The sequence below is a fragment of the Paraburkholderia sp. PGU19 genome, assembly GCF_013426915.1.
Taxonomy (GTDB): Bacteria; Pseudomonadota; Gammaproteobacteria; order Burkholderiales; family Burkholderiaceae; genus Paraburkholderia.
The window spans coordinates 522,574-549,567 of sequence record NZ_AP023179.1 but is presented as its reverse complement, the minus strand read 5'-3'; the positions used below and the strand labels follow the sequence as shown (position 1 = coordinate 549,567).

Below are 26,994 nucleotides of genomic sequence, written 5' to 3'. Positions count from 1 at the left end.
TTAGTGGTCATGCCTCCTGCCGTCATCTCCTTGGTCGCGGTGCCAATCACCGCGCCACCCGCCGTCATGGTCGTGGCCCCAACCGCCTCGATGGTCACCGCGATAGTCTCGCGCGTCATGCCATTCCCGTTCACTTCGATGACGCTCTTGCCACTCCCGGCGCTCCCAATAGCGACGCCCATCGTAGTACCTGTCGCCATACCAGCCCGGACTAATAACCACAGCGGCAGGAGGTTCGACATACACGGGCGGAGGTGGAGCGTAGACCGGCTCGGGTGCATACACCACACCGGGGATGCCAATGTTTACTCCAACATCTACATGTGCGAGGGTGACGGACGATGCGCCTATGCCGAGGCCGGCAACCATTATCATCGCGAACCAGCGACTGCGGGAGGTGCTCATGATTTGCTTTGTCGGGTATGTACAGTAAAGCAGTGGAATGCGCAGCGAGTCAGCTACGATTAATAGCGGTGATAGTAGCCGCCTGCGGGCACAATGATGCAACCGCTCAGCACGCTTCCAAGACATACGGCCATAAGCATCAGCGCAAAAATCCTTTTCATTACGTGCCTCATTTGTCAGTTGTGAACGCACTATATTGAGACGGCAGATTACCGGTGTTTTTGTGTGTAACGAGACGTGTCATTTGAAACACCTATCCACTCGCGTGCCATTCTCTGAAGTCCGGCCAACACGAAATATTCGGTTTCAGAACGCCCAACTTTCACGGTCAACATCATGGTCGTCCAAGACGTGAACAGATGCACGGCCAGGCGGCGAATGCAGCGCTATTGAGGATGACGTGAAACTGATGGAACACTCGCTAGCGGATGAAAGCAACCGTCGACGCGGCGAACGCAGGTACACCCGACGCTGGACTCGTGCGAGAGGTTTGCTCCTCTTGCCCGTGATTCAAACCCTTCCGCATAGCCGTTTACGTGGGCGCATCCCTCGTCGGAGGGGTACATGTCGTTGTTTTTGCGTCAGCTCGGCGCGAAACCCCCTGCTTTTGGGCCTCGCCCGTTGCGGATTCACATCCGCGTTGCTACGCTAGCGCCAGCCTGAGGATTTGGACCTTTGCGCATTGTCGGTGACTACGCAAAGGCAAAGGTCTCAGGCCAACCTTTGACCAATGACGAGAAACTTATGGCAACAACGAGTGCAACGAAAGCTGCAGCAAAAACGGCTCCGAAGAAGGCGGTGACTCCGGCTCAGAAAAAGGCGAAGACGCCCCTGGTGAAGAAGGCTACGGCACCTGTCACGAAGAAGGCGGTCGCTGCCGCGCCGCTGAAGCCCATCAAGGATTCGTTCACGAAGGCTTCGCTCGCCATCCACCTTGCCGAGCGCGCAGGTGTCGAGCCGAAAGCCGCGAAGGCTCTGATGGCCGCACTGGAAGAAACGGTGCTCGCGTCGGTCCACAAGAAGGGCGCGAAGGAGTTCACGTTGCCGGGTCTGCTGAAGGTCGTTGCTCAGGACGTGCCGGCAAAGAAGAAGCGCTTCGGCAAAGACCCGTTCACGGGCGAAGACAAGTGGTTCGCCGCGAAGCCCGCTTCGGTGCGTCTGAAAGTGCGCCCGCTGAAGAAGCTGAAGGACGCTGCGCTCTAAACCGGGCCGCTGGAAACGAAGCCACTCGCGACGGAAGTCCGAGGGGCTTTTTTTACTTCTATGCCTGAGGCGCACGGGCGTTCATGTAATCTGGCTACACAAGATGAGCTACGCGAACTGCTGAGCTCCCAGCGTGCACTGCGAGGAGCAACGCATGCAAGGACGACCTCAGCAACGACGGGAAGACGAGTGCACCTAACGCACATCTTGTTTTTTGCTGTCGATGCCTCCCCCGCCGCAACCTAGCTCGCCAGTCTAGACGGGTCGTAGGGCCCCAGCAGAAAGGATTGTGCAGCTCCCATCGAGCCATAATCACCGGTATGCCAACTCGGTAGGCCGCACTATAGGCGGCGTGGGACACCTGCTAGCGCCCTCTCTCGCGTGTTATCAGCTGTATTCAGCAGAATGCGAGACGACACATTTAATTATTTGCGGTCGGCATGCCCGCACACTTGAAGCGCACAAGTTATTGACACCATCTTCTCCGCCGGCGACGTCAGCCTTCGCCGACGGAAAGCTCCTCCTTTTCGTTATTTCTGCCCGCAACCAGTCGGTGCAATGCTCAATCAGTCGCGACGCACTCGAGCGGCATTTCTGGCTGCCGGCTGGCGCGAACAACGCGCACACATTGACAGTATTCGCCCACGGGCGACAGCGCAATACGGTCGCGGCTGAAGGGCGGACGCTCAAGTCGGCCGGCGCACCGATAGCATTGTCCGCCGCGGACTTTGCAGGCAGATAGCCGACTTCGCCGCACACCATTTGTGAAAGTTGTGCAGTGACCGAACGCAACTTAGTCTTGCAGGCAGTGCATCCGGAGCATGGGAGAACAGGATGTGTTTGTTCCGGGAAACGACAATGAAAGAAAAGGCAGTATCAGCGGAAGCATCGGCCCCCGAGCGCGTGGTCAGCGCTGCGCGCGAAGTCTAGGCAGCATCGCAACGGCTTGAAGCGCCCTACGCTCAGGCACCCGATGAACAGCCCTCGACTCTCGAACTGGCACGGTTTCTCGCAGTCGTTGACTCCGAATCTGAAGCTGAGCAAGTTGGACTCGAATGGGCGCGCGCATGGGTCGACGGCCACGTCTGATACGCGATTGCAGTCCCTTCTGACCGCTGCCCGTCTTGAACCGACTGACCTCTAACGTCGAGGAAGCCGGGGATGTCGGCTCCCCGACTCTCCAGGTCATGACAACTTCCGATTTATCTGCGCCGTTTGCCAGCGCAGCGCCGCGTTGTCCCAGTTCAGCAGGCTCATCACCTGGTTAGCGCTTCACGTGGTCCCGGGAAGAGGACTGGAAACGAGGACTGCGGCGGCGACAAGCACGCCCGCGAGTACGACGGACTCGACATGAAGCACCGTGGCAAATCGCTTAAGCAATCGAGCAGTCAATTCCGAAGGTGTTCCTCTCAAGGAGGCGAGGAGTAGCGGCATCTCGATGAACCGATTATGTCCGCCGAGTGCGGCACCGATGAGCACGAGCACAAATTTGAGCAGCAGCACTTGCCCATATGACGACGTCACCAAGCTCTCCGGTGTATTCACTCCGCGCCAGCCGCTGTATGCGCCAGTGACAAAGAGGATAGCCAGCGCGAGTGTGGCGGCGTCAGACAGCGACTGAATGAATGCCGCACTGTTCGCACGCTCTGTGACGGGCGCATTGTACATGCGCGGCACAACGATATACGTTGTCACGAGAACGAGCCCGACCCACACACTGATAGCGAGCATGTGCAACCAGTCGACCCATACAGGAAGGCTCAGCACGCCCGAATCGACAGGATGGCCCGCGTGACTGCGTGACATTGCGACGCTTGCGAGCGCGAGCCAGATTGCCGGCTTGAAGCGTATCGGATGTCCAGACTGCGCGAGCGACAGAATGAGCACTACCAGCGACGCTGCTGCGCCTGCCAGCCATGCGTGACCAAAGCCGGTTTCCATCAGCATTGAGCGAACGGCGGGCCCTGCGTCAACAAGCGAGGACTCGCTCATCAGCGCGCAATGAATCCAGAACGCAACGGCACTGGATACGAGCGCAGTGAACGAACCCATACGCAAGGCAAGAAGCAAATGCCAGCTGACCCTGGTCTGCCATCGCGATGTACTGCGAGACATCCATGTATCACTGAGCAATGCGCCGACGAGCACGGTGAAACTGATGTTCTGGAGCGCCACAAGTGCCAGCCGCAAAACGCCGAGGAAACCGTCGTTCATCACTTCACCGCAAAAGTGTAGGTGCCTTTCGTCTTGTGAGCGTCATGTGTCATGACGGCCCATTGCACGGTGTATGAGCCGGAGGCAAGCTTCGGAACCGCAACCATCAGCACGCGCGGGTTCGATAAGTCGACTTTGGCTTTTTCGTTGGTCGCGGGCGCACCGGATGCATTTACGACCTTAATCATGCTGAACGAAGACTCGAGGTCCTCGTTAAATGTGAGGCGGAGCGACTCTGGCGATGCATCGACTGTGCTGCCAGCCGATGGCGTTGCGTTTTCCAGTTTGCCGTGGGCGAATGCGAATGCTGGCGAAAGCACAAGCGCGGCGGCTGCCGCTGCACGAGCAATAGAGTTACGCATCAAAGCGTTCATGATTGTTACCTCCCTTGTTTGAATCGGGATGCTCTTGTCGTCTGGCACCCCATTGAATACTCATTGCTTTTGCAGCTTCGTCACAGTGAGTGAGCCGTCAATCTCCTCTGCGACAAAATCAATCTTGTCGCCGACCTTTACCTGGGAAAGCATGGCCGGGTCCTTGACCTTGAACATCATCGTCATCGCTTCCATGTCGAGGTTCTCGAGTGGACCGTGCTTGATGGTCAGCTTCCCAGCGGTGGCATCCACTTTCTTGACCTCGCCGTGCGACATGCTGCTCTTCGCGCTCGAGCCCTGTTGCGCACCGCTTGCCACATTCATGTTGCCCATATCGCCGGCCGCAAAGGCAGTTGTGGAAACGGCCACCGCACAACCCATCACAATCGAAACAATCGCGTTCTTCATCACGCTCTCTCCCACAGTTGAAGTTACAAATCCCGGCTGGAGTCATGTCCAGCCTTCTACGAAATCAGCTATCGGGCAGTTCACCTGTGTACTCGTACGCAACGGTTCCCTTCGGGTGCTTGAACCAGCCCGGGTCGCGGTAATCGTTGCGACCGAGTCCTTCACGCACTTTCACGACGGTGAACATGCCGCCCATTTCCAGCGCAGCAAACGGCCCGGTACCCGTCATCATCGGGAGCGTGTTGTCCGGCAGCGGCATCTCCATCTCACCCATCGAGCCGCCGGAACTGCCCATCGCCATGTAGTCCGGCACGAGCTTGTTGATACGTTTCGCGAGGTCTTTCTGCGGCACGCCAATCAGGTTCGGGACCTGATGCCCCATCGCATTCATCGTGTGATGCGACTTGTGGCAGTGAAACGCCCAGTCACCGGGCCGGTTTGCCGTGAACTCGATGGCGCGCATCTGACCGACCGCAACGTCGGCGGTCACTTCCGGCCAGCGAGCAGAAGGAGGAATCCATCCACCATCAGTTCCGGCGACCTCGAAGCTGTACCCGTGAAGATGAATGGGGTGATTGGTCATCGTCAGATTGCCGAAGCGGATGCGCACCCGGTCTCCTGCGCGTACGGGCAGCGGGTCGACGCCAGGAAAGACCCGTGCATTCCACGTCCACATGTTGAAGTCCGTCATTTCGTTGACGCGTGGCGTGAAGCTCCCTGGGTCAATGTCGTAGGCGGACATCAGGAACACGAAGTCGCGGTCCACCGGCATCACGCTCCGGTCCTTCGGATGCACGATGAACGTGCCCATCATCCCCATGGCCATCTGCACCATCTCGTCGGCATGCGGGTGATACATGAAAGTGCCGTGCTTCTCGAGCTGGAACTCATAGACAAACGTCTTGCCGGGCGGGATGTGCGGTTGCGTAAGACCGCCCACGCCGTCCATCCCGGATGGCACCAGCATCCCGTGCCAGTGAACCGTGGTGTGTTCCGGCAGTTTGTTGGTCACGAAGATACGGACCTTGTCACCTTCGACCGCTTCGATGGTCGGCCCAGGTGCCTGGCCGTTATAGCCCCAGAGATTTGCCTTCATGCCCGGGGCCATTTCTCGAACGACCGGCTCGGCGATGAGGTGAAACTCCTTCCAGCCGTTCTTCATCCGCCAGGGCAGTGTCCAGCCGTTAAGCGTGGCCACCGGCGTATAGGGGCGACCATTGGGCGGCACAAGCGGCGGCTGCGTCGCCGTTTTTTCCATGATTGCCGCTTCTGGAAGTGAAGCCGCTCCAGCCTTGCTGACCAACGCCGCACCGAGGAGCGCCGCCCCTGAGCCGCCGAGAAAATTTCGACGTGAAACCATGTTCATTTACCTTCTGAATTCATCGGCGACGCGGGCTGCGTCCCGGGAGCGGGCAACGGCGAGTCCTGCATCGGAGCCGGTGCTGCCCGTGCGGCAGGAGCTGGCGCTTCAGCGCCGCGCAGTATGTCGGGCGTCTGCCCCATGGCAAGCGGCGGAAGCCGGCCGCCCAGCGACTGTTGAAGGTCCGTCTCCGCAAGCCAGTAGTCTTTCAGTGCGTCGATGTATCCGTTGACGGCCGCAACCTGGTCGCGCGAATCGGCGAGCAGTTCGAATACGCTGGTCAGCATGCCGTTGTAGCGCAGCAGCATTTCATCGGAGATGGTCTTGCGCACAGGCACGACTTCATCGCGGTAGTGCCTGGCAACGTCGTAGCTCGTCACGTACGCGGAGTACGACTCGCGAACCTCGGACCGGGCATCAATCGCCGTCTGGGCGAGCCGGTTCGCCGACTGCATGTAGATGGCTTCGGCCCGTGCGACTTTCGCGCTGCCCCAATCGAAGATGGGAATATCGACGCTGATTTCGTACCCGTGCTCGTGCCCCTTGTCGGTCTCGAAGTTGTCGAGATAGCCGACGTCCAGCGCATTGATGAAACGGGTTGCCTTGCTCAGCCCCAGCGAAGTTGCAACGCCTTGTGTTCTCAGCTTCGCCGCCTGAATATCCAGGCGGTTTTGCATCGCGAAGCTCTCGACGTCATTCAGTTGAGGCCGGTCCTTCGGCAGGTCAGGCAAACGGTCCGGCAGCTTGTACTGGGTTCCTGCACCCCACAAGCCCATCGTGCGCGTGAGCTTCTCCCGGGCTACGACCGATTGCTGTCGGGTCTTGGCCAGTTGTGCGACCGACTCCGCATAAAAGGCCTGCTCGCGCGCATAGTCGAGCTTGCTGAAACTGCCGGCCTGACGCATGCGCAACGCCAGTTCTGCCCCAGCTTCCGCCGAGTCCTTGACCTGGGTGGCGTAAAGAGCGGACTGCTCCGCAGCTACGGCGTTGACGTAGGCCTTTCTGGCATCAGCAGCAACGATGAGCATCGCGTTGGCCGTCTCGAGCTTCGTCCCCTCAAACCGGCGACTCTCAATGCGCGTCGCCACCGGCAGAGTGAGCACGCCCAGTACGCCCATCGAGAAGGTCCGGCTGATGCTGATGCCATCGCTCCAGTGCGTCCGACTGAAGGTAAAACCCGGATTGGGCAGACGGCCCGCCTGCACGAGGTCGGCCTCGGAGATGCCGAGTTCGGCGTACGATGCCTGGAGTCCTCGGTTGTTCAGCAGCGCGACCTGAACGGCATCGTCCATACCGAGCGGCTTCGACAGCAGTTCCTGAGTACGCTTGAAAACGGCGTCACGGTCTTCGTCGGTTTTGACGTAGACCGCATCCTTGCCAAGCCGCTCAGACGCGGTAGTCGATACGGCGTTGAATCCCCCGTCCTTGGAGAACGTCGTGCAGCCGGCGAGGAGTGTTGTCGCGATAGCGATGCATGCCACGCAGTTCGGAGCGAGGTATCGAATCATTTCGACTCACCGCCGTGCTCGTGCCCGCTCTTGCTCTCTTGTCGCGATTCGGCTTGTTGACCGTGCTTCGCTCCAGTCTTGCCTTGACCGGGCGCGACAGCGCGATTCAGTTGTTGCCAGCCGGGTGTTTCCCCGTCCTGCCAGGATTTGTAGCCGTCAAACGCGGACTGCACGGTGACAGCCGGAACCGATGCCCCGGCATCTGTCGGGTCGGGCAAAGCAGCGTGCGCGAGCAACGGCAACACTGCGCCCGCGCCGATAAGCGCCGCAGATATTGTTCGCATGAATTTTTCTCGTCGTGAACCATCCGGAGACCATGACGGGCTCCAGAAAGACTTTCCGGTCGCAGCAAATGGCCGCGATTGCGTGGATTAGACGAGAATGGACTGGGGAGGACGTTCAATGCCGCCGGTCAGGAACAACGCGACGCCGGCGTCTGCAGGCATTGGGACAGAGAAATGAGTCAGGTCAGCCGAAGCGGAAACTGCAGACACGGCCGGTAACGCTGCACCAACACAGCAGGATGCGCAGGTGAGACACGCGTGAGCGTGGTGGCCGCCGTTATGGTCGTGGCCGTTATGGTCGTGGCCGTCGTGGTCATCAACGTCCGCTACGACCTCATGTTCGTCCATCGGCCCAGATTGGCCGAACTGGTGAGTAGCAGATTCGTCGCCTGCCACTTCCGCAGGAGCGCAAATCATCGAGACGGCCGCAAACGACTGAACCGGAAGGCTCAGTGCAAGCAGCACGACGAGAAAGAGTTTGCGCCAGTAAGACATGGGTGCAAAGTCTAGCATGGGGTTAAGACGTCTGTAAGCACGTGAACGTTTCGGTGTGTAACTCGATGGTGCAGGCGTTCGACGCGGCGGCTTGCATCGTGGCGAGGTCAACGGTCGGATGGGACGGTTTCATAGCCACGGCGTGTGCGGCCTCTCACGCGAGTCCATCCGGTCGCTGGTCGCAACCGCGACTTTCATGGCGGCGGGGTTCGTCACCGTCTTCCTGCAACGAAAGGCTGATGTGGCGGTGCTCGCCGCGCTTCTCGTGCGCGCTGGTTTTTGCCCGGGTCCCGCGCTGGTCGCATTGGGCGCGGGTTATCCAAAGGCCGTTGGGTTCCTAGCGGCCATGGTCGCGGGCATGACCGTCTTCGAGTTACTCGAGCGCGCGAAGTCAGCCATGGAGCAAGCGTAAAGACGCGCCAGGATACCTGCCATCATCCTTGCCGTTGCCAGGCGGCGGGCGGGTCGACAATGCCCTAAGGCGTCGCCTCAGACCGGGTGCGAATCCGGAAGAACCTGTCGAGCGGAAGCACTGCAACAACGCCGTCACCGACTGCACCGACGTGGGCAATATCGATGATTGTCGTGACCAGCGCCTCTACGTCTTCCGCGCGCGCAAAGATTTCTATTTTTATGTGCTCGGTCGTCCAGTCATCCGCGAACAGGTTCGGATGTGTGCCAAACCCGCGTACACGGGTCGCGGTGATGCCATGCATGTGAATGGCCGCGAGCTTTCGCTCCAGCACTTCAAGCACGTCGGGCCGCACAATGGCGACAACGCATTTCAGTTCCATATTCGCCTCCCCTCAAATGCGATGCACGCCAAGTAGCGGGCACCAGATGGTGGAATGCCGAGTTCCCTAGGTGACTTCGGCCTACGGCGTGGTCAAGCCGAAGGCGTTGTGCTTTTGGCGCACTGCCTGTGATTCACGTTCTCGCGCTTCTTAGCCGCAGCGCATTGCCAATGACCGAGACAGAACTCAGCGCCATCGCAGCGCTGGCGACCATCGGGCTCAACAGGATGCCAAGCCACGGATAAAGTACGCCAGCGGCAACCGGTATGCCGACAGCGTTGTAGGCGAACGCGAAGAACAGGTTCTGCCGGATGTTCTTCATCGTCGCTACGCTGAGCGTGCGGGCCCGCGCGATACCACGCAGGTCGCCCTTCACCAGCACGACCCGCGCGCTATTCATCGCGACATCGGTGCCGGTACCCATCGCGATGCCCACATTCGCCTGAGCAAGCGCAGGTGCGTCGTTCACGCCATCGCCAGCCATGGCCACGATGCGCCCTTGCTGCTGCAGTTCCTGCACGTGCCGGTACTTGTCCTCGGGCAGAACGCCCGCCTTGACGTCGTCGAGCGCAAGTGACTTCGCAACAGCCGTCGCAGTGACCTGGTTGTCGCCCGTCAGCATCACAATCCGGACCCCGGATGCCTTGAGCTGACGCACGGCCTCTGGCGTCGTGCCTTTGACGGGGTCGGCCACGCCGATATAGCCGGCCAGCTCCCCGTCTATTGCGATATACATGACGGTTTGCCCGGCCTCACGCAAGTTGTTCGTCTCGTGCTCGACCGATGCACAATCAACGCGCAGGTCAGTCATCAGTCGAGCATTGCCCAACGAAGTGGAGTGTCCGCCGATGCTTCCCGTCACGCCTTTTCCTGGAATCGAGTCAAACGCTTCGACCTTCGATGTCGCCGCACCGGCTTCCTTCGCGTAGGTCGTGATTGCCTGTGCGAGTGGGTGTTCGCTGGCCCCCTCCAGGCTCGCCGCGTAGCCGAGTATGACCTGCTCCTGCGCGGGCTTGAGGGAGACTACCTTCTGAACACACGGTTTGCCTTCTGTCAGCGTCCCGGTTTTGTCGACGACAACCGTGTCGACTTTCTCCATCAGTTCGAGCGCTTCTGCATCCTTGATAAGCACGCCTTCCTGGGCGCCACGGCCAACGCCCACGATAATCGACACCGGCGTGGCGAGGCCGAGCGCGCACGGGCACGCAATGATGAGAACGCTGATGGCGACGACCAGCGCGTTGGCGAGGGCCGGAGCGGGCCCTGCGACAGCCCAGACGAGGAACGCGACAAGCGCTATACCGATGACCGCGAGCACGAACCACCCCGCAACCTGGTCAGCCAGCTTTTGTATCGGCGCGCGTGAGCGGCCCGCCTCCGCGACCATCTGCACAATCCGCGCGAGCAGCGTGTCGGAGCCGACCTTCTCCGCACGCATGAGAAAGGTTCCAGTCTGATTCACCGTGGCACCGGTGACCTTGCTTCCGGGGAGCTTCTCCGAGGGAATCGATTCGCCCGTAATCATCGATTCGTCGACACTGGAGCGCCCTTCGATGACCACGCCATCCACCGGTATCTTCGAACCCGGCTTCACGCGGAGTGTGTCGCCTACAGTGACCGATTCGAGGGGAACGCTTTCTTCGCTGCCGTCCTGTCGAACGCGAATCGCCGTGTGCGGGGCAAGCTTGAGCAGGTCGCGAATGGCGCTTGAAGTGCGTGACCGCGCGCGAAGTTCGAGCACCTGTCCAAGCAGCACGAGCGTCACGATGACAGCCGCGGCCTCAAAGTACAGCGGCAGTTCATGTCCGTGTCTGAACGCTTCTGGCAACGCATCGGGAAAAAGCAGCGCGAAAACACTGAATATGTATGCTGCGGCAACGCCCAGTCCAATCAGGCTGAACATGTTCAACTGTCGGGTCATGAACGATTTCCAGCCGCGCGTCAGAAATGGCCAGCCGCCCCACACTACGACGGGGGTCGCCAGTAATGCCTGGACACACTGCGACCAGGATGCCTTCATCCAGTGCGGCCACCCGGAAGACAGTCCGTTTAGCGCCACATCGATATCGAAAGGCAGAATCATCCTCCCCATTGTCATGAAGAGCAGCGGAACCGACAGGACGAGCCCCACCCAGAAGCGCCGCGTCATCGACTCAAGTTCGACGTTGCGCTCTTCCGCGACGGCCGGAGTAAGTGGCTCGAGCGCCATTCCACAAATGGGGCATGCACCCGGCGCGGTGGCCCGTATCTGCGGATGCATGGGGCAGGTGTAGATGACGCCTGTGGCGGGTTCGGGCGCTGGCGTCTTCGTCGTCGGTCGCACGTATGTGTGGGGCGACGCCTGGAATTTTTCCATGCAGTTGCTGCTGCAGAAATGGTACGTGTACCCCTGATAAGTCTGGCGATGAGTCGAGTCGCTCTTGACCTGCATGCCGCAAACCGGGTCCTTCATCCGGATATCACCAGGCTCGGCGACGGCACCCTCATCCTCGTGAGTCGTGCCATCGTGTGCGTGCATGTGCAATAGAGCCATCGAAGCCGCCTCGCTGGTGTCAATGGACGTGTACCGTGTCGTCTTGTGGGAGCCGAGGAACGAAGCGCGGCGTATGTGCTGCATACTCGCGCCATGCGTCCCCGAACCGCGCCTCAGAGTCGCGCTCTTCCTGTATCGCGAGGTGCACGTACATATAGACCAGCACGGGGAACATTAGGAGTGTGACAAGCGTTGGCCATTGCAGCAGGAAGCCGAACATGATGACCACGAAAGCGACATACTGCGGGTGGCGTACTTTTGCGTACGGACCTGTGGTCGCAAGTTTGCCGTTTCGCTGCGCCTCATACAGGACATGCCAGGCCTTCGACAGCAGATAGAAGCCGCCGAACACGAAAACGATGCTGAGGATGTGCGGCAGGGCAAAATGCGGGTCACCATGCCGGCCGGTCATCATCCACCAGATGTGACCTGAGTCGTGCGAGAACAGGTTTGTCTGTGGAAATCGCGCTTGCAGCCAGCCGGACAGGAGATAAATGGTGAGTGGAAATCCGTACATCTCGGCAAAGAGCGCGACGATAAACGCTGAGAAGCCGCCGAAGGTCCTCCAGTCCCGCTTTGTCGCTGGTTTGAAGAAGCTGAAGGCGAAGATGATAAAAACCAGCGAATTGATGAGGACGAGACCCCACAAGCCGTAGCCGCTACCCATGCTGCTCATGGTTGCCTCCTGAATCAGAAGTCTGGTCCTTCCTGACAGACCTGTCATGCCTCTGGCCGTGACCGTGGTGCATGAAGAGATGCATCAGGGGGCAGGACAGTAGCAAGAGGTACGGAAGCACACCGAGGAAATGCGCCCGATGCTCGGAAAAAAGCAGGAACAGCGCGATAGCTGCAAACACGAGCAATGCAATCGCCGAGCGTGATTTCCAGAAGGGACGCGTGTCGTGTTGGACCTCGTTCATTGAACCTCTCCCGTATTGAATTTGCGTGGCTGGTGGGCTCTTTTCCAGGAATTGACGGTACAAGCGGGCCCGCGTGCTAGCGCCTTAATGCCTACCGGACCGCAACCGAAAACCGCGAACTCACTGCGTACTGGCGGGGGGCTGCCCCATCCAGTAGTGCTGATGCCACATCATGTTATTCATCATCTCCTGCTGCATCTTGAGATATTGGTCGGTCATGTACTGGCGCTGCCGCAACTGCTCGGGCGTCAGGTTTGAGTAGTACCCGCCCATACGTCCCCAACCTGGGCCGGCGCCACCCATCATGCCTTGCCCCATCATGCCTTGCCCCATCATCCCGCTCCCCCACATGCTGTGCATGATGTTCATCGCACTCTGCATCGTGTCCCAGTGCTGCTGCATCAATTTCTGCCGCTCCTGCGGGTCCTGAGTTTTGCGAATCTGGTCCATCTGACCTTGCATCTGCGTCATCAGTTGTTGCAACTTCGCCAGATTCTTGTCGAACTCAGCGGGCTTCTGGGTTTGAGATTTGGGGGCGGCCTGCGCAGCACCTGCGTCTTTGGACGCAGCGTGCAGTAATGGGGAAAACAGCGTCATCGCGATGACCACGGTTGACAGGATTCTCTTCATCATTGACTCCCACATAATCGTCCCGCCGTAGCACGAATGCGTGCCAGTTTCCAAACTACGCGCAGAGAGAGGAACGGGATTGACGCACATCAAAGCTACGTCGTTCCAGGTGCGCGTGCCCGACCAGGATTACACGCATTCGGTCTGCGAATTCCTCGTTCATGGAATTCCGGCCCCAGTCAGAGTGGGACTGGTTGACCTGAGTCAAAAAGGGCAGATACCGGCGGTGTACCGTCTGTTCAGTGTCGACACGGCCGGCCCGGTCGGTGGCAGTTTGTCGTTCCGTTTCACCCGGGCCCAAATTGACCGAGTTTCTCACCTTTCCGGACTGAGACATGAGGATGCGAACGCTTTTGGGGTTGCTGCTTGTGGCAGTCGTGCTCGGTCTTTCCGGGTGTGGCTATAACGCCATCCAGACCGAAGATGAACAGGTCAAGGCAAGCTGGTCGGAAGTCTTGAATCAGTATCAACGCCGGGCCGACCTTGTGCCGAATCTCGTCAATACGGTCAAGGGATACGCCAATCAGGAGAAGGAGGTTCTGACGAAGGTAACTGAGGCTCGCGCGCAGGTCGGCTCTATCCGGGCGACACCGGAGTTGCAGTCTGACCCGCAGGCGTTCGCGAAATTTGAATCGGCGCAAGGCGAGCTCACAACGTCGCTCTCCCGCCTGCTGGTGGTGTCGGAAAACTATCCGCAACTCAAGTCGGACGCGAACTTCAGAGATTTGCAAGCCCAGCTTGAAGGAACGGAGAACAGGATTGCGGTCGCGCGCACACGCTATATCAAGGCGGTGCAGCAGTACAACTCGACCGTTAGGTCATTTCCGAACAACCTGACGGCAAGGGCGTTCGGGTATCAGGAAAAGCCGAACTTCTCCGTTGCAAATGAAGCTGAGATTTCGAAGCCGCCGCGCGTCGACTTTGGAGCGACACCTGCGTCGGCAGGCGGAGTGAACAATTGAACATCGTCCGCTTACTGTTGGTGATGGTCGCTGTCACACTGGCCTTCGCCGGAACGGGAGCTCGCGCCGAAGTCCCCATCCCCTTGCTGACTAGCCGCGTGACAGACGAGACGGGAACCCTGACGAGCGAGCAGCGCTCTGCACTCGAGGAGACCCTCAAAGAATTCGAGGCCCGCAAGGGACCCCAGATTTCCGTTCTAATTATCGCTACCACGCAGCCTGAAACCATCGAGCAGTATTCAATGCGCGTGGTCGAGCAATGGAAGCTCGGGCGGCGCAAGGTTGATGACGGAGCGTTGCTGATTGTCGCGAAGAACGACCACTCACTGCGCATCGAGGTCGGATATGGTCTCGAAGGCGCACTGAACGATGCGACCAGTAGCCGGATTATTCGTGAAGTGATTGTCCCCGAGTTCAAGCAGGGCGACTTCTACGGCGGCATCACCGCCGGCGTTGACAGCATTATCCGTGTCGTCAATGGCGAACCGCTACCCGCTCCGGCGCAGCGTCGCAGCGAGTCCGATGGAATCGGACGGCTACTGCCAATACTGTTCGTGATGGCAGTCGTTGCCGGTAGTTTACTGCGCGCCTTGCTCGGTCGGTTGCCTGGCGCTCTAGTGACGGGCGGTATCATCGGCGTGCTGGCGTGGCTTCTTTCGGGTGCAATCTTCGTCGCCGTCGCCGCCGGGGCAATCGCGCTCTTATTCACGCTTGTCGGCGGCGGCATGGGTGCCTACGTCGGTGGACGGTACATTGGTGGAGGGTCAGGCGGGTTCGGCGGCCGTTCAAGCCGAGATATCTTCAGAGGCGGTGGCGGCGGATTCGGCGGTGGTGGTGCCTCGGGAAGGTGGTAGTCATGGACCTGAAACGTATCATCCGGCATCTGCTGATGACCCACTGGCGGGTCAACGCCGCGTTTCCACCACGTACCCTGTCGGTCATCGAGAAAACCATTCAGGAGAGTCACAAGGCCCACGTGGGCCAGGTGAGGTTCGTCGTCGAGGGCGCATTGCACAATGCCGCTCTTTTTGATGGATTGACTGCACGCGAACGGGCAATTGACGTGTTTTCCCAGCTTCGGGTGTGGGACACCGAGCAGAACAACGGAGTTCTCATCTATCTGCTTCTCGCAGACCGCGATGTTGAAATCATTGCGGACCGAGGCATTCATCTTCGGGTCTCTGCTGCGGAATGGGAAGCAGTCTGCCAGATGATGGAGTCAGAATTTCAGCGCGGCAAATACCAAGCGGGCGCCGTACGGGGAGTCGAACAGGTCACGGTACTGCTCAAGAATCACTTCCCGGCGCATAGGCCACCACGAGAAGACTTGCCGAACTCTCCTGTCGTCATGTAGCTCGATGCGCCACGTCCGACTTCGCGCATCACGGGCGCAACCCGCGTTACTACCCGCCGGCCGGCATCGTGGGTTTACCTTCTTTCCGGGAGGAGGTGATGGGCTTCGTCACCAAATGGAAACGCCCCGGTTCTGGGGCGTTTCCATTTCAGGCTTTCGACTTGTTCTTGGGTCGCTGCTTGGTCATTTGAGGGCTTTTCTCGCCCTGCGCCTTTCCGGCGGCCTTCGCCGGCGAGGCTACCTTCTTTTTGCTCGACATCTCGGCTTCAGCCCCGTGAGCAGGCGAGGCCTTTCTGGGCGATGGCATGGTGTACTCCTTATGTCTCGTGCCGTTATGGCACCTTTCCACAATAGGTGGCGTGCTGGCGAGAATCAAGGGTCGAAAGCAGCGTAACCAATAGACGCTCGGCAAAAAATCGGTCCAGTCTCGAGGGCCCTGCGGTAACGTGCGTTCAATGTTCCCTACGACATCATGGCCGCAGACGGTTGCTTGGGGAACGAGCTGCGAGTCGCTGTCCTCAGCCCGGTGGGCGCCCGCGGGCCCCCGCCATCTGTCGGCGTTCTTAACGTGGTCGGACGGGCGGTGACGGTGCACCGCAGCGAACTAGACGCTCCCTAACTCGACACGCCTCATGTCTTCACAATATGGATTTGCCCGCCCTGGAGGCTGGCATTTCTGTTTTTCGGCGCTATGGAGCATGCGCTGGCCCTTTCCGTACGAATCCCCAGCTATTGACACATCGACGGAGTGTTTGTCGGTTGCTGGCGCATGTCCCGGACCGTACATACACGCCACAACCCCGAGAGCCCTCAAAGGCGCCGCTGCGGATTTCGGCCTTGCACGATGGTCCCCGACCTTCTATAAAGTGTCGAAACGTTAGCGTTCCTTCGCTTTGCTCACGCCGTGTTCGTCATGTCGGCTGGAGGCACCCATGCCCTTTGCTCGCATACTGTCAGTGGCAATTCCGACGGCCATAGTGTTCGTGTTATTCGCACCTGCTTACGCCGAATCGCCGCTGGGCTACATCGGGGACGCGACGAACGCCATATACGCGCTAAACGAAAATTCCAGCCCCGAAGAGGTCGCAAAGGCCTATGCACAGGGATGCAATGCGCTCAAACGTCTGAGTAGCGACGAGTCCTTCAAGAAAGCGCTGTACGCAAAGTCCAAAAAGAGCGGCGGCGAACAACGCGAGGCGCTCCAGGCAGCACGCTCGTTCGCAGGAAGCTTCGTCGACGCGGAAGCCACCGCACTGAAACAGATAGGCGTCAGCAACGAAGCTGCCGGACAGATTCTCGATAGAGCAAAAGACTTTCGGAATGACATTGCCGAGAAGCCCGACCCGAAACTCATTGAGAGGGATATCAGTCAGACGCGTGATGTCGTCTGCAAAGCCAGCGCGGAGGCCTCATCATCGTTGCGAGACACGAAAACCAGAAATAGGTGGGGTTTGATAGCACTCGGTTTTGGTGGGTTGGCACTCATAGCGGCCGACGCCGGTTCGGAGGTGCCATCAGGCGGTTTTAGCACTGCGTCCTTCGGGCTAGGCGTAGGGATGGTCGGAACCTTCCTGAGTAAAACCATGAAGGAGTGGTGAGACGGCAGTCGCCGTCCGAGGCACGCTCCTGCATAAGCCCTGTTTCACGAGACGTTGGATATCGGCTTTCTCGCCTCCATCTGTAAGCTGCGTTAACTGGTCGGTTTCACTTCGGGCTAACAGATGGAGCAATTTGCCACGTATCCGGCTGCCAGGAGCAACAAACATGGGGGTCAGTTACGACGACCATCCCGATAAGAGTGCTATCCCGCTGTCCGGCTCTGTCAATTTGGGCGCTGCGAATATAAAGTCGTTCGCTAAAAGATGTCTTTGAACTTTTTTAGTTCGAGAGACGCTCTCATAGAGACATCGAGCCATCTAAATCGATGATAGTCTTTTTAGATGCGGCAGCGCGCGGTCCTTTGGACCGCCTCCGCACGCCTTCTCCACTTTGGCCGAGACCACGTCGCATCGAGCTTATTCCTCGTTGCGTTTTTGCGTAATCCACATATAAATAAACACGTTTCAGTCGGTTTTGCTCAAGAATAGTTGGGGCGAAGTCGAATTGGACACTAACGGCCTGGGTTCCTTTCCTCATCGGCGGCCCGCCGACCTGGAAGGCGCAGGGCAATAACATTCCGAGGTCACACATGGCGGCAATACAGCACGTTTTTGTTCTCATGCTTGAGAACCGTTCTTATGACAGTGTGTTCGGGTGGTCCAACCTGACAGGCAAAACACCGACGGGCGAGGCAACAACCGCCAACGGACTGCCCCCTACTCCCATCGTCAACTTCGGAAGAACCGGGACTTCGTACACTTTGGGTAAGGGAGCTCCGTACGCCCTCGGCTTCGACCCCGGTCACGAATTCACAGACGCCTGCGTTCAGCTGTGTGGGCTGCAGGTCGCCAGTGGAGATACGGTGCGCAACGACTCGTTCGTGTGCGGCGTCACTGGCTATCCACCGTTTGCAACGGACACTTCAACGACAGGGTTTGCCGCGACGTATGAGGACCATTCAGACGTAGTGCCGGATGCCTTCAATGCGTTCACACCTGACCAGCTTCCGGTCCTGAATTTCCTGGCCAGCCAGTTCGGGGTGTGCGACAACTGGTTTGCTTCAATGCCGGGCCCGACGTGGCCAAATCGGTTTTTTGCCGTGGCCGGAACCTCGTCTGGACTCGACCACTCGCCAAGCGACGCGCAGGTGGTGGAAGCCATCTTCTTCAACGCGCCGCTCTTCACATTTCCGAACGGCACGGTTTTCTCAAAGCTACAGGCGTCGGACTGGCTTATCGTGCAGGGCGACGTTGCGCAGGCGCGCGGCATCCACGGGATGCAAAACGTCCTTAACCGGTTCGTCGGGATGGATACGCTCATCTCTCGGCTCGCCAGCAACTCATTGACCGAGAAATTCATCTTCATCGAACCCACGTACGATGCGAAGAACGACTTCCGCAACGGCAACTCGATGCATCCCGCCGGAGATGTCCGCAGCGGAGAAGCGCTGGTCAAGCAAGTGTACGACGCTATCAGCAAGTCGAGCCTCTGGCCCAACAGCGTTCTGCTAATCGTCTTTGATGAGCACGGCGGCTTCTTTGACCATGTGACACCTCCGATTGCCGAACCGCCCGGGTCGGCCGAGAACGGTCACCTGAAGACACACAACTTCGCCTTTGACAGGCTGGGTGTCCGTGTACCGGCTATTGTCGTCTCCCCCTTCGTTCCGGCCGGGACCATTGACCATTCGCAGTATGACCACACGTCGATTCTGAAGACAACGGACAAGCTGCTCGGTCTCAACGGGGAGCTTAACTTGACCGCGCGCGTGCGCGCTGCGGACGACTTCGCAAAGATGCTGAGTCTTGCGGCACCGCGCACTGACATCCCGAAATGTCCTCAACCCGTCGCGGTGGGCAGTGAACCGAGACCATCGAGCGAAGGCTCACCGCGAGCAAAAGACCCCTTCCTGCCGCTATACGCACACCACTAGCACAGGTGTACCTGTGTCTGCTTCAAGCGACGGGCCTTGAGCCCGTCGCGGAGCTTTACGTCTTCCGATTGACATTGGTGTTGGACGCGCTTGAAAGTGCGTGCGCTAGGATGACAGTCAAGCTATCCTCGTCCACGAGCACTTTGGTTGCAATTGGCCGGATGCGACTTATCATTTGACACCGCTCCTTAGCGGCCCGCGCTCATCGCGAGGAGGTGGGCGATGACACGCTTTGCAACTTCGATAAAGCTCTTGTCCTTGCTACCAGGCATCGTTGATGAATGCAGCACAGAGCCCGGGGCAGCGACGATTCGGACTTGGAGGTAGTCGCCGTCGACAACGATTTGCACGCAAGCCTCTGGAATCGGCGCGGAATGCCCGGCGGCTTGTCGTTTGTTAGCGCCGGTGTAAAAGCGACGCTAAACGACGGCGCAAGGCTGAGCGGTTCACTCAAGTACAAAGGGGCCGCGCGGGCCCCTTTCGTTGTATGCGCAGCGTTGATCAGAACGGCGGGTCGTGCTCGTTGAACGGCGGCTCGCGTTGCCGGCGATCTTGGCGCAGGACCTGCTGCATGTCGGACAGATAGCGTGCGCAGATCACTTCACGCAGGTCGTCGAGCAGTTCAAACACGGCGAGCGCCTGTTCGGGCGTCCAGTCCGCGGGGACGATGAAGCTTAAGCCGCGGGTGCGGCCGGAAGGCAGCGGCGGGGCTTTCATGAGGACTCGCCTCCTTTGGCGGATTTACCGGGACTGCGCTGGCGGGCGCGTTTTTCGGCCCGTTCACGCGCTTCCTTCAAGCGATACGATTCGCCTTCGATCGGGATGACCTCGGCGTGATGCACGAGGCGATCGACGAGCGACACGACACAGGCGGCGTTCGGGAACACCTCGTGCCATTCGGCAAACGGTCGATTCGATGTAACGATGGTGCTGTTGTTCTGGTATCTCCGGCTGATCAGCTCGAACAGCAGATCGGCGTGGCGATTCGAGTACGAGAGGTAGCCGACCTCGTCGATTACAAGGACGTCGGGCGCAGCATAGCGATGCAGGCGCCGGCGCAGCGTTGAATCGCTATCGAGCGCAGCGAGTTCGCCCAGCATATTGCCGGCGGTGGTGAACAGCACCGTGTGTCCATGCACGAGTGCCTGATGCGCGACGTTCTTCGCCAGTGTCGACTTGCCCACGCCGTTTGGGCCGATGAGCACGACGTTCGCGGCGTCCTTCAGGAACCCGAGTGTCATCAGATCTTCGATGGCGCCGCGATCACACCGCGACGGCCAACTCCAGTCGAAGTCGCACAACGCCTTGAAGCCACCCAGATGCGCATCCTTGATGCGCCGCTCGAGTGATCGGCGCGCCCGTTCGTCTTCCTCCCACTGCACCAGCGGCGCGACCCACGGTTCATGCGCAACCTCGGGCCAGTGGGCAAGCAGCCCGTGCAAACGTAATTCCTGCGCACGCATACGTAATGATTCAAGCGAGCTCATCGGGACCTCCAGCAAGTTGATCGTAGGTATCGAGCCGGTGGGGTTGAACCGGCGCGTCCTTCTGGCGCACGTGCGGCGGTAGGCACACGGCCAGCGGCGGGGGTAATTGACGCGCTTCGCGACGGCGCTCCAGCGCCAGGCGCACGGCATTCGGGTGGGGCACACCGCTTTCGAGCGCATCGCCGATCGCGGCCTGCAATTGCGCGGCGCCGTAGCGATCGAGCATGCGCAGCAGCGCTGCCGTGATGGTGCCCAGGTTCGCACCGCGTTCGGCCGCGCGGCGCAGCAGATCCTGACTGGCGGGGCGGCCCTGGCCAGGCGATCCATGCCACGATGATGGCGAGCCTCGCGTTTGACGCCGACGAGTGTCTCGATGTGAACCGGCTCTTCGATTTGCGCGCCGCGGTCGTAGCTGCGATCGTGACGCGCAATGACATCGGCACCGTCCAGCACGCGTACCTGCTCGAGATCGGCGCGTACCGTGAGCGTGCGCCGCACGTGCGTGTGCGGGATCGAGTAGTCGTTTAGATCGAAGCGTACATAGGGCGTCTTCCCGACCTTGACGGCGAGCGTTTCCTCAACAGGATACGGGTTCTGCGGTAGCGCAAGCAGCATCGGCTGCTCCTGGGCAAACGCCTGGCGCACACTGATCGCTCGATCCTCCGGGCACGGGCGATCGGCTGCCTGCGTGCGGCACCAGTGCTCGGCTTGCGCATTCAGATCGTCCAGATCGGTGAACTGCCTGGCCGCGAAGAACGCGTCGCGGACATGACGAATTGCACGCTCGACGCGGCCCTTCTCGTTGCCGCGCGCAATCGCCACCGGTCTCGGTTCGAAGCGATAGTGCGCGGCGAAGGCGAGCAGCGTCGGGTGGAAACGAATGGCGTCCCCCTGGCGTTCGAGCACGGCGCTCTTGAGGTTATCGTAGAGGATGACCCTGCCGAGCCCGCCCCAGCGGGTGAAGGCGCCGATATGACCGCGCAGGAAGTTCTCCATGCGCGCGTCGAGGAAGAAGCGCAGATACAGGTCGCGCGAGTACGAGAGCACCATCACGAAGGCCATCAAGGGCCGGCGCGCGCGGCCAATTTGCAGGTGGCCGAAGTGCCCCCAGTCGCATTGCATCTGTTCGCCGGGCAAGGTGCGCAACCGCAGATACGCTTCGGCAGCCGGGCGTGGCCGATGCAGCGAGATCAGATGCCGGAAGTGCGTGGGGCCACCTTGATAGCCGCGCTCGCGCACCATGCCGTACAGGCGGCTGGCGGTAAGCGTTGGGTACTTCTCGAGCGTCTGGCGAATGAACGGCAGGTACGGCTCGATCATCGAAGAGCGCGGCGCCGGACCGTGGCGCGGTAGGCCAGCCTGTGCGAGCACACGTTTGACAGTCCCGCGATGCACGTGCAGTTGCTGCGCGATCGTGCCGCAGCGCCACTTCTCGACGTGGTAGAGCCGCAGGATATGGGCTTCGAGTTCAGCGTCAATCGTCACCGTCAGAGCCTCCTCGGAATCGGTAGATGCAATGAGGAGCTCGACGGCGCAACGGGCCAAGGCGCACGAACGGCGAACAGGCACAGCCGCATAGGTGGCAATGCTTCGTCGCCGGTACCGAGGTTGTGACGCGACGATGAGTGCCAGCGGCGTGCATCGAGTCCGCTGGCAGTAGAGCACTGGGCGCCGTCGCAGGTGAACCGTGATGCGTCACTTTATTGCGTTGCGCCCGATAGCGACGGGCGCGCTGCGCATGGGCAAGACGCCCGCGGCGAGAGCGCTGGTAACGTTGAGCCGCTTCGCGCAAGCTGGCGCGCCGGGCTGCTTGCGCACAGCCGCCGGCGCAATAGATCTGGCCTCGATCACATCGGCGGCAAATGAACACCTGCGTGCGGCAGCGGGCGCACAGGAAGAAACGGCCCGTGGGCAGCATGCCACCGGCATTGCCTTCGGTCATCGGCGATCCCCGTAGAACGCCGAAGACAATGCGATAGACAGGGGCGCACGAGCCGTGGAATACTGCGGCTGCACGCGCTCCTCTGTTAAGCCCCGTGGCTTTGCATTGCGACTTGTGTGGCGCGACTCCGGGGTGAACTTGGCGGTTTACCGGTGTCGCGCCAGTGGTTTCTTCGGCGCTGCGCCTTTCTACCGCAACCGCTCCCCGCCGTCATCCTCAACGCGCTTTGCGCGTCTGCACTCGCCCTACGGGCTCCTTACGACGCACAAAGCGTCATCGATACCCTGCTGTACGTGTTCCCCACACACTGCTCAACGAGAATAGGTCGTCTAACGGCTCAATTCCGAAACGCCGTCGTTTAGTGTCGGATTTAGACCGGCGTTCACATCGTTCGACAAACAGAGAAAATTTTCGAACGTCAGGATACGGCCCGAGCGGCCATTGGTACCCGTGCACGTGGAGCGCTTCGGATGCACGTTCCCACAATGATTTCCGAGGGTCAATTTCTGCAATTGCTGTGTACAGTGGGTCAACATCCATCGGCTCGGTGTCGTGCAGGCCTTCGTACATTTTGACGGCAGTGCGTGACCACTCTGCTGCCCACGCTGCAGCCGCTTGTTGCAACGATTTGAAATCACTGTCGTTGCTGAGCATTTGTAGGGGGCTGCGGTCACCGAGGCTTCCACGCCGTGACGTTAGAAAATCCAGCCGGGAGTCTGGCGGCGCCGGAACAATGATTCTGCAAACTGCCTGCAATCTGTTGTGGTCAATGCCCGGTTCTGCGAGCAGTGCTGGGTAGTACTCCACGTTGTCGACCTCCAGCGTGAACACGCTGCCGTCTGTCAGCAGTTTGATGAGACGCCGTGGAGTGACGCCGATGCGTTGGCGGAAGTCGGCTTCGGAAATCAGCTCGCCGCTTGCAATCATTTCCCGCCGCGCGGTCAACGCTTGCTGCCAAAGATGCTCGCGCAAAACCTCGCCGCCAACATCCTCGCCGGCCTCGAGGTAAGCTTCTCGAACGATTTGCTCTATGCGAGCAATCACCTCGTCCGGTAACTTCTGAAACTTGCTGCGGTCCGCGGGAGCCAGTCGGAATTTGTTCGCGGCGATTTTGCGCACAAGCGATGACGCGACGAACTGAGGAACGTCGAATTCGCTGTCGATGCGTCGCAAGGCGATGTCCCAACCGCTCGTGGACATGTAAGCCTCCTATCATGTCAAGACTCCTGTCGCACGCACTGCATCGCACTGTCACGAGGGTCAGCGTGGTTTGCTCCGGCGCTCGTATATAACAACCTTCCTTCCGACTTGGATTTTTCGACTGATTCGACGCGTTCCGGTCGATACCACTGGAGTGATAGGCACTTGCGTGGACTTCCCTGCGTTGTACTCGCTAAGCAGCGTGCCGGGAGTGATGTCGATGCCCAGTTTGCGAAAGGCTTCTGATGCGATTGCCTCGAAAGTAGCGGCCGGCGCAAGTCTTCCCGTGAACCGATTGATTCGCGTTTTGGCGTAGACACCCCTACCGACGCGTACGAGCTTTCCGCTTTTGACCAATGCCGCGAGAACGCGGCTCAACTGCGCTGGACTCCCGAGGTCAGCCAGTTCGGAGCGAAGAATTACAACACCCCTCCGCCGGGCAATCGAGCGCATGACGCGTGCTTCCAGTTTCATCGCGAATTGTCCTAGGCCAGCTGGCGTACGTCAGCGCAGAGTCACCGGGCGAAGGTCTGAGCCCAGTTGTGGACAACATCAACCGTTAATCAGCCGGGGCGCGCCGAACGCGAAACTCCTCTTCTGCTACGAGCAGGACGACCGAGACTGTTTCATACGCAACCTGCTCACATTCGGTACGAACATCTCTGTGGGGCTCGCCTGGGTACAGAAATTCGTATTCGCGGCCTTTGTCCAAGCCGCGTTCCCGAGTCCAACTAACGTCACCAGGATGAATGCAGCGGACTTCGTGGGCATCTGCCTCAGTAGTGCCATACGGTAGGAGCATCACCCTGGCATCAGGGTCTGCCTCGCGCAGCAATTCCAATAACTCGGACACTTTCATGATTTACTTCGTCTTTGTTTTCATCTCGGCTAGCAGTGCCACAGTTTGACTGAGGACGTGCTCCGCAACGGCGCAAGCCTCTTCGAGAGAGCAAGGCTCGGGGAAAAGCAAGTGTCGGCACGATGACCACCGGAAAAGGGCCTCAACGAGGGCACTCTCGCCCGCCGACAGCGAGAGTACCTGCAGTAGTTGTCCGACGACGTTGGCATCCGGATGTTCAAGTCCATCTACATCACGACCTCTGCCGGCAGCGAATTCACAACAACAAAAGTACATCGCTTCCCAGGCGCAATTGAGGCGTGTTGAAGACGACAATTCTTCGCGCCGCGCATCGTGCAAATAGCCGCGACTGATAGCGATTCGACTGCTGTCACCTTTCTCCATGTTTTCCTGTCTGTTGCGCTCCATGGGCTGTTTCTTAACCATGTCGCGGTTCACAAGAAGAAACGACCGGTACCCACTAGGCCAGTCCGTCTCTACCACACTCGTCCAGGCACCTGCCCAACACAATAATTGACGTGCCCACCGGTGTCGTTGTCTCTCGACGCTGTGTCGGTTTTCAACGCACAAGCCGATGCCAGACCATGCCGGGTAGAGCTTCACTGTTCGTCTCTGCGGCGCATACGTTGCAAGAGGTCCGTGACCGCTGGGTGGTGCTCCCTGCTCGCTAGGTGAAGCAGCACGGCGAGACCGATTTCCGTAGCCGAGTGCGATGGGTCGACGCGCATGCGCGCGATTTTTATCATTGACTGGCCAGTGGCCACAGCTTCCCCCCTAACCCGCCCCGCGGAGTCGACGGATACCGTGAAGCGCGCGGCCGCGTCTTGCACACGTCTACACTCGCGTTCGACGAAGCAAGTCACGTGCGTCACGCGCGTGCGCTTAGTTGACGCTACCTGCTCCCGAGGCGCCGCCGGATTGTCGTCCAGCACGAGCTGTGCGCTTTCATATCGGTACAAGGCCAGATAGGCGTCAGACCATATGTCGGGAGCACCCCAGTGTTGTACGCAACGGCCGTATAAGACATGAGCCCATTGCAGGTTGCTGCCAAATTTTCCTGCGTACACTCCGATGACGATGTCATCGCTCTCTCGAAACGTTGTGCTATCTACCGCGTAAACCGCCATCACTACTCCTGCTCATACATTGCGGCCAATTTCGCTCGCAGTTCCGCCAACACCACCGGAGCGCTAATTCCGGGAACCTCGTGCGTCCGTACTAGCCTGTCGCGACACCACGTCGGCCAATGAAGGTAATCGTCGTCAACTGCTAGCCAATCATCGGGCTTGCGGCGCAAGACATCAGACCAAACTTGCATACCACGCGGCGCCTGCCGGAACGACTCCTCATACATCGCTTCGTGATACGTCGCCCCTATCACTCGGACGCACAATTCTGGCGGCAGCTTCCGTGCAACTCTTGCGACACTTTTGTAGACGCGCACCCAGGACGGAGGCACAGCAGACGGAGGCGTTCGAACATCGCTCATCTGCTCATCGTTGTGTTGTCGTACAGTCTGACACCCTGAGATATACGCGCTAGCTCGCGCAGCGCCCTGCGTGCAATTCTCTGGCGCTTGCGTCGGTATGCCTCGGCTTTTGCGCGCACTACGAACTTGCGGCCGCGAACCAAGACAACCGGTCGCAGCACGTGCTTACGCAACAGCCTATTGCGCACATAACCACGCGACACGAATAACAGCTGCGCGACCTCGGCAACTGACATCAGGTCGCGTGCATCAGCGATAACCATTCGCAAATCCTGCCAGTCGTGCCATGAGCCCAGTGGCGCGCCGGAATACTTGAACCGCCACGGCCACTTTTTCCACGGTTTTCACCAAAAAACTTCGGTCGCCCGAGCAGTTCAGGTCAAATTTGGAAGCGACGTCCGGCGGAAGCCTGTGAAGAACATCGTTTCAAGGCCAAGTGTAGATGCAAAGCATGTAGATGTAAACTCTGTAGACGCAAACTATGTCGATGCTTAAGCTGTAGATACATTCGATGCGTTGGGCGATGCTTCAGCCATATGAAAGAAGAGCTGAAGCCTATGCAGGCCCAACTACGGAGCCGGCTTTCGAAAAATCTAAAGCGACTACGGGCCACGCAAAAAATCTCGCAGGAGGCGTTGGCCGACCTAGCGGGATTGCATCGCACCTACGTTAGCCAGGTTGAGCGGATGATTACAAATATCTCCCTCGACAACATTGGGCAGCTAGCCGGCGCCCTTCATGTGGACCCAGCTGAGTTGCTGTCAAAAATTGAGGGAGAGGACGAGCCTGTCGCGGCTGAGAGCCGAGCCGTTAAAAAAGCTCGGCGCGCCTCGCCTAAAATTTGAGCGATTTGCTTGAATCTTTGTCTAGCCACGAGTCGACGACGTCTTGCCGCCAACGGAGCAACTCACGGTCACGAAGTGCGGCGAGCGGCGGTAGGAGCCAGGGGCGGTGTCTTGCTCGCAAGGTAATTGTGCGCACCGAGAGGCCGAGGATGTCGGCAAGGTCGGTGGCGTCAAGGTAGCGGTACGGCGAAGTGGG

At 59.4% G+C, this 26,994-nt stretch carries 30 protein-coding genes and 3 pseudogenes; 11 read left to right on the top strand and 22 right to left on the bottom strand.

The annotated features are described in order from the left end of the window. A complete protein-coding gene (locus H1204_RS51145) occupies positions 1-405 on the bottom strand; it encodes a hypothetical protein (protein ID WP_243468543.1) in 405 nt (134 codons plus the stop codon). Positions 406-1,149: 744 nt separating this feature from the next. Between H1204_RS51145 and H1204_RS02455 the strand changes: the two genes are divergently transcribed. Both H1204_RS02455 and H1204_RS52580 read left to right on the top strand, forming a co-directional pair. After that, entirely contained in the window at positions 1,150-1,608 is a 459-nt protein-coding gene (locus H1204_RS02455) for an HU family DNA-binding protein (protein ID WP_035536509.1), read from the top strand. Between the two features lie 289 nt (positions 1,609-1,897). Then, entirely contained in the window at positions 1,898-2,350 is a 453-nt protein-coding gene (locus H1204_RS52580) for a DUF1488 family protein (RefSeq protein ID WP_346015734.1), read from the top strand. 530 nt (positions 2,351-2,880) lie between these two features. Here the strand turns inward: H1204_RS52580 and H1204_RS02445 are convergent. The 7 genes from H1204_RS02445 to H1204_RS02415 form a co-directional block, all read right to left on the bottom strand. Continuing rightward, the gene (locus H1204_RS02445) at positions 2,881-3,822 is read right to left on the bottom strand and encodes a CopD family protein (protein WP_180729670.1); all 942 of its coding nucleotides are present in this window, start codon (positions 3,820-3,822) and stop codon (positions 2,881-2,883) included. After that, positions 3,822-4,196, bottom strand: a complete 375-nt coding sequence (copC, locus tag H1204_RS02440; protein ID WP_180729669.1) for a copper homeostasis periplasmic binding protein CopC — start codon at positions 4,194-4,196, stop codon at positions 3,822-3,824. The genes H1204_RS02445 and copC overlap by 1 nt, the downstream gene beginning before the upstream one ends. A 60-nt stretch (positions 4,197-4,256) precedes the next feature. Further along, positions 4,257-4,604: a copper-binding protein gene (locus H1204_RS02435; protein WP_180729668.1), complete on the bottom strand. Its 348-nt coding sequence runs from the start codon at positions 4,602-4,604 to the stop codon at positions 4,257-4,259. 64 nt (positions 4,605-4,668) lie between these two features. Further along, entirely contained in the window at positions 4,669-5,964 is a 1,296-nt protein-coding gene (locus H1204_RS02430) for a copper oxidase (RefSeq protein WP_180730847.1), read from the bottom strand. Positions 5,965-5,966: 2 nt separating this feature from the next. After that, positions 5,967-7,472 (bottom strand): TolC family protein, encoded by a 1,506-nt coding sequence (locus H1204_RS02425; protein WP_180729667.1) that lies wholly within the window; start codon positions 7,470-7,472, stop codon positions 5,967-5,969. Further along, positions 7,469-7,756, bottom strand: a complete 288-nt coding sequence (locus H1204_RS02420; protein WP_180729666.1) for a hypothetical protein — start codon at positions 7,754-7,756, stop codon at positions 7,469-7,471. The genes H1204_RS02425 and H1204_RS02420 overlap by 4 nt, the downstream gene beginning before the upstream one ends. 87 nt (positions 7,757-7,843) lie before the next feature. Further along, positions 7,844-8,251, bottom strand: coding sequence for a hypothetical protein (locus tag H1204_RS02415; RefSeq protein WP_180729665.1), 408 nt, complete (start codon positions 8,249-8,251; stop codon positions 7,844-7,846). Between the two features lie 136 nt (positions 8,252-8,387). On the opposite strand from H1204_RS02415, the pseudogene H1204_RS02410 reads away from it, so the two are divergent. Together H1204_RS02410 and H1204_RS52920 are read left to right on the top strand one after the other, a co-directional pair. Continuing rightward, positions 8,388-8,483 (top strand): annotated as a pseudogene (locus tag H1204_RS02410) (YeeE/YedE family protein); the annotation flags it as partial. Positions 8,484-8,522: 39 nt separating this feature from the next. Continuing rightward, positions 8,523-8,663 (top strand): annotated as a pseudogene (locus tag H1204_RS52920) (DUF6691 family protein); the annotation flags it as partial. Positions 8,664-8,727: 64 nt separating this feature from the next. On the opposite strand, the gene H1204_RS02405 reads toward H1204_RS52920, so the two are convergent. The 5 genes from H1204_RS02405 to H1204_RS02385 form a co-directional block, all read right to left on the bottom strand. Further along, the gene (locus H1204_RS02405; RefSeq protein ID WP_180729664.1) at positions 8,728-9,045 is read right to left on the bottom strand and encodes a P-II family nitrogen regulator; all 318 of its coding nucleotides are present in this window, start codon (positions 9,043-9,045) and stop codon (positions 8,728-8,730) included. Positions 9,046-9,178: 133 nt separating this feature from the next. Beyond that, a complete protein-coding gene (locus H1204_RS02400; protein ID WP_180729663.1) occupies positions 9,179-11,578 on the bottom strand; it encodes a heavy metal translocating P-type ATPase in 2,400 nt (799 codons plus the stop codon). A 19-nt stretch (positions 11,579-11,597) separates the two neighbouring features. Further along, the gene (locus H1204_RS02395; RefSeq protein ID WP_180729662.1) at positions 11,598-12,254 is read right to left on the bottom strand and encodes an isoprenylcysteine carboxylmethyltransferase family protein; all 657 of its coding nucleotides are present in this window, start codon (positions 12,252-12,254) and stop codon (positions 11,598-11,600) included. Then, entirely contained in the window at positions 12,238-12,498 is a 261-nt protein-coding gene (locus H1204_RS02390) for a DUF2933 domain-containing protein (protein WP_180729661.1), read from the bottom strand. Before H1204_RS02390 ends, H1204_RS02395 begins: the two co-directional genes overlap by 17 nt. Before the next feature lie 120 nt (positions 12,499-12,618). After that, positions 12,619-13,128: a hypothetical protein gene (locus tag H1204_RS02385; RefSeq protein ID WP_180730846.1), complete on the bottom strand. Its 510-nt coding sequence runs from the start codon at positions 13,126-13,128 to the stop codon at positions 12,619-12,621. A 335-nt stretch (positions 13,129-13,463) separates the two neighbouring features. Between H1204_RS02385 and H1204_RS02380 the strand changes: the two genes are divergently transcribed. The 3 genes from H1204_RS02380 to H1204_RS02370 are packed head-to-tail and all read left to right on the top strand — an operon-like array spanning position 13,464 to position 15,444. After that, positions 13,464-14,090 (top strand): LemA family protein, encoded by a 627-nt coding sequence (locus tag H1204_RS02380; RefSeq protein ID WP_180729660.1) that lies wholly within the window; start codon positions 13,464-13,466, stop codon positions 14,088-14,090. Beyond that, positions 14,087-14,944: a YgcG family protein gene (locus tag H1204_RS02375; protein ID WP_243468542.1), complete on the top strand. Its 858-nt coding sequence runs from the start codon at positions 14,087-14,089 to the stop codon at positions 14,942-14,944. Before H1204_RS02380 ends, H1204_RS02375 begins: the two co-directional genes overlap by 4 nt. A 2-nt stretch (positions 14,945-14,946) precedes the next feature. Beyond that, positions 14,947-15,444: a TPM domain-containing protein gene (locus tag H1204_RS02370; RefSeq protein ID WP_180729659.1), complete on the top strand. Its 498-nt coding sequence runs from the start codon at positions 14,947-14,949 to the stop codon at positions 15,442-15,444. A 148-nt stretch (positions 15,445-15,592) separates the two neighbouring features. Here H1204_RS02370 and H1204_RS02365 read toward each other — a convergent pair whose 3' ends face one another. Next, a complete protein-coding gene (locus H1204_RS02365; protein WP_007745052.1) occupies positions 15,593-15,751 on the bottom strand; it encodes a hypothetical protein in 159 nt (52 codons plus the stop codon). Between the two features lie 625 nt (positions 15,752-16,376). Between H1204_RS02365 and H1204_RS02360 the strand changes: the two genes are divergently transcribed. Together H1204_RS02360 and H1204_RS02355 are read left to right on the top strand one after the other, a co-directional pair. Further along, complete coding sequence (locus H1204_RS02360; RefSeq protein WP_180729658.1) at positions 16,377-17,042, top strand: hypothetical protein; 666 nt, start codon at positions 16,377-16,379, stop codon at positions 17,040-17,042. 590 nt (positions 17,043-17,632) lie between these two features. Continuing rightward, a complete protein-coding gene (locus H1204_RS02355; protein ID WP_180729657.1) occupies positions 17,633-18,976 on the top strand; it encodes an alkaline phosphatase family protein in 1,344 nt (447 codons plus the stop codon). 501 nt (positions 18,977-19,477) lie between these two features. Here H1204_RS02355 and H1204_RS02350 read toward each other — a convergent pair. The 3 genes and pseudogenes from H1204_RS02350 to istA form a co-directional block, all read right to left on the bottom strand. Further along, a complete protein-coding gene (locus H1204_RS02350) occupies positions 19,478-19,693 on the bottom strand; it encodes a hypothetical protein (RefSeq protein ID WP_180729656.1) in 216 nt (71 codons plus the stop codon). Next, on the bottom strand, positions 19,690-20,463 hold the full coding sequence (istB, locus tag H1204_RS02345; protein ID WP_180729655.1) for an IS21-like element helper ATPase IstB: 774 nt from the start codon (positions 20,461-20,463) through the stop codon (positions 19,690-19,692). Before istB ends, H1204_RS02350 begins: the two co-directional genes overlap by 4 nt. After that, a pseudogene (gene istA / locus H1204_RS52915) lies at positions 20,450-21,948 on the bottom strand (IS21 family transposase). The gene istB and the pseudogene istA overlap by 14 nt, the downstream one beginning before the upstream one ends. 205 nt (positions 21,949-22,153) lie before the next feature. Here istA and H1204_RS02335 point away from each other — a divergent pair. After that, the gene (locus H1204_RS02335; protein ID WP_180729654.1) at positions 22,154-22,420 is read left to right on the top strand and encodes a hypothetical protein; all 267 of its coding nucleotides are present in this window, start codon (positions 22,154-22,156) and stop codon (positions 22,418-22,420) included. 258 nt (positions 22,421-22,678) lie between these two features. On the opposite strand, the gene H1204_RS02330 is transcribed toward H1204_RS02335, so the two are convergent. The 5 genes from H1204_RS02330 to H1204_RS02310 form a co-directional block, all read right to left on the bottom strand. After that, positions 22,679-23,605, bottom strand: coding sequence for a hypothetical protein (locus H1204_RS02330; RefSeq protein ID WP_180729653.1), 927 nt, complete (start codon positions 23,603-23,605; stop codon positions 22,679-22,681). Between the two features lie 60 nt (positions 23,606-23,665). Beyond that, entirely contained in the window at positions 23,666-24,058 is a 393-nt protein-coding gene (locus H1204_RS02325; RefSeq protein WP_243468596.1) for a DUF6088 family protein, read from the bottom strand. A 409-nt stretch (positions 24,059-24,467) separates the two neighbouring features. Continuing rightward, entirely contained in the window at positions 24,468-24,872 is a 405-nt protein-coding gene (locus H1204_RS02320) for a hypothetical protein (protein ID WP_180729651.1), read from the bottom strand. Positions 24,873-25,593: 721 nt separating this feature from the next. After that, positions 25,594-25,953, bottom strand: coding sequence for an HAD domain-containing protein (locus H1204_RS02315; protein ID WP_180729650.1), 360 nt, complete (start codon positions 25,951-25,953; stop codon positions 25,594-25,596). Next, positions 25,950-26,216 (bottom strand): hypothetical protein, encoded by a 267-nt coding sequence (locus H1204_RS02310; RefSeq protein WP_180729649.1) that lies wholly within the window; start codon positions 26,214-26,216, stop codon positions 25,950-25,952. Before H1204_RS02310 ends, H1204_RS02315 begins: the two co-directional genes overlap by 4 nt. Positions 26,217-26,489: 273 nt before the next feature. Between H1204_RS02310 and H1204_RS02305 the strand changes: the two genes are divergently transcribed. After that, positions 26,490-26,798: a helix-turn-helix transcriptional regulator gene (locus H1204_RS02305; RefSeq protein ID WP_180729648.1), complete on the top strand. Its 309-nt coding sequence runs from the start codon at positions 26,490-26,492 to the stop codon at positions 26,796-26,798. Positions 26,799-26,994 lie beyond the last annotated feature (196 nt).

Excerpts from the sequence above, each read along its gene's own strand:
- H1204_RS51145 (WP_243468543.1), bottom strand. The coding sequence starts at position 405 with ATGAGCACCTCCCGCAGTCGCTGGTTCGCGATGATAATGGTTGCCGGC.
- H1204_RS02455 (WP_035536509.1), top strand. The coding sequence starts at position 1,150 with ATGGCAACAACGAGTGCAACGAAAGCTGCAGCAAAAACGGCTCCGAAG.
- H1204_RS02445 (WP_180729670.1), bottom strand. The coding sequence starts at position 3,822 with ATGAACGACGGTTTCCTCGGCGTTTTGCGGCTGGCACTTGTGGCGCTC.
- copC (WP_180729669.1), bottom strand. The coding sequence starts at position 4,196 with ATGAACGCTTTGATGCGTAACTCTATTGCTCGTGCAGCGGCAGCCGCC.
- H1204_RS02435 (WP_180729668.1), bottom strand. The coding sequence starts at position 4,604 with ATGAAGAACGCGATTGTTTCGATTGTGATGGGTTGTGCGGTGGCCGTT.
- H1204_RS02430 (WP_180730847.1), bottom strand. The coding sequence starts at position 5,964 with ATGGTTTCACGTCGAAATTTTCTCGGCGGCTCAGGGGCGGCGCTCCTC.
- H1204_RS02425 (WP_180729667.1), bottom strand. The coding sequence starts at position 7,472 with ATGATTCGATACCTCGCTCCGAACTGCGTGGCATGCATCGCTATCGCG.
- H1204_RS02420 (WP_180729666.1), bottom strand. The coding sequence starts at position 7,756 with ATGCGAACAATATCTGCGGCGCTTATCGGCGCGGGCGCAGTGTTGCCG.
- H1204_RS02415 (WP_180729665.1), bottom strand. The coding sequence starts at position 8,251 with ATGTCTTACTGGCGCAAACTCTTTCTCGTCGTGCTGCTTGCACTGAGC.
- H1204_RS02405 (WP_180729664.1), bottom strand. The coding sequence starts at position 9,045 with ATGGAACTGAAATGCGTTGTCGCCATTGTGCGGCCCGACGTGCTTGAA.
- H1204_RS02400 (WP_180729663.1), bottom strand. The coding sequence starts at position 11,578 with ATGGCTCTATTGCACATGCACGCACACGATGGCACGACTCACGAGGAT.
- H1204_RS02395 (WP_180729662.1), bottom strand. The coding sequence starts at position 12,254 with ATGAGCAGCATGGGTAGCGGCTACGGCTTGTGGGGTCTCGTCCTCATC.
- H1204_RS02390 (WP_180729661.1), bottom strand. The coding sequence starts at position 12,498 with ATGAACGAGGTCCAACACGACACGCGTCCCTTCTGGAAATCACGCTCG.
- H1204_RS02385 (WP_180730846.1), bottom strand. The coding sequence starts at position 13,128 with ATGAAGAGAATCCTGTCAACCGTGGTCATCGCGATGACGCTGTTTTCC.
- H1204_RS02380 (WP_180729660.1), top strand. The coding sequence starts at position 13,464 with ATGAGGATGCGAACGCTTTTGGGGTTGCTGCTTGTGGCAGTCGTGCTC.
- H1204_RS02370 (WP_180729659.1), top strand. The coding sequence starts at position 14,947 with ATGGACCTGAAACGTATCATCCGGCATCTGCTGATGACCCACTGGCGG.
- H1204_RS02365 (WP_007745052.1), bottom strand. The coding sequence starts at position 15,751 with ATGCCATCGCCCAGAAAGGCCTCGCCTGCTCACGGGGCTGAAGCCGAG.
- H1204_RS02360 (WP_180729658.1), top strand. The coding sequence starts at position 16,377 with ATGCCCTTTGCTCGCATACTGTCAGTGGCAATTCCGACGGCCATAGTG.
- H1204_RS02355 (WP_180729657.1), top strand. The coding sequence starts at position 17,633 with ATGGCGGCAATACAGCACGTTTTTGTTCTCATGCTTGAGAACCGTTCT.
- H1204_RS02350 (WP_180729656.1), bottom strand. The coding sequence starts at position 19,693 with ATGAAAGCCCCGCCGCTGCCTTCCGGCCGCACCCGCGGCTTAAGCTTC.
- istB (WP_180729655.1), bottom strand. The coding sequence starts at position 20,463 with ATGAGCTCGCTTGAATCATTACGTATGCGTGCGCAGGAATTACGTTTG.
- H1204_RS02335 (WP_180729654.1), top strand. The coding sequence starts at position 22,154 with ATGCGTCACTTTATTGCGTTGCGCCCGATAGCGACGGGCGCGCTGCGC.
- H1204_RS02330 (WP_180729653.1), bottom strand. The coding sequence starts at position 23,605 with ATGTCCACGAGCGGTTGGGACATCGCCTTGCGACGCATCGACAGCGAA.
- H1204_RS02325 (WP_243468596.1), bottom strand. The coding sequence starts at position 24,058 with ATGCGCTCGATTGCCCGGCGGAGGGGTGTTGTAATTCTTCGCTCCGAA.
- H1204_RS02320 (WP_180729651.1), bottom strand. The coding sequence starts at position 24,872 with ATGGAGCGCAACAGACAGGAAAACATGGAGAAAGGTGACAGCAGTCGA.
- H1204_RS02315 (WP_180729650.1), bottom strand. The coding sequence starts at position 25,953 with ATGAGCGATGTTCGAACGCCTCCGTCTGCTGTGCCTCCGTCCTGGGTG.
- H1204_RS02310 (WP_180729649.1), bottom strand. The coding sequence starts at position 26,216 with ATGGTTATCGCTGATGCACGCGACCTGATGTCAGTTGCCGAGGTCGCG.
- H1204_RS02305 (WP_180729648.1), top strand. The coding sequence starts at position 26,490 with ATGAAAGAAGAGCTGAAGCCTATGCAGGCCCAACTACGGAGCCGGCTT.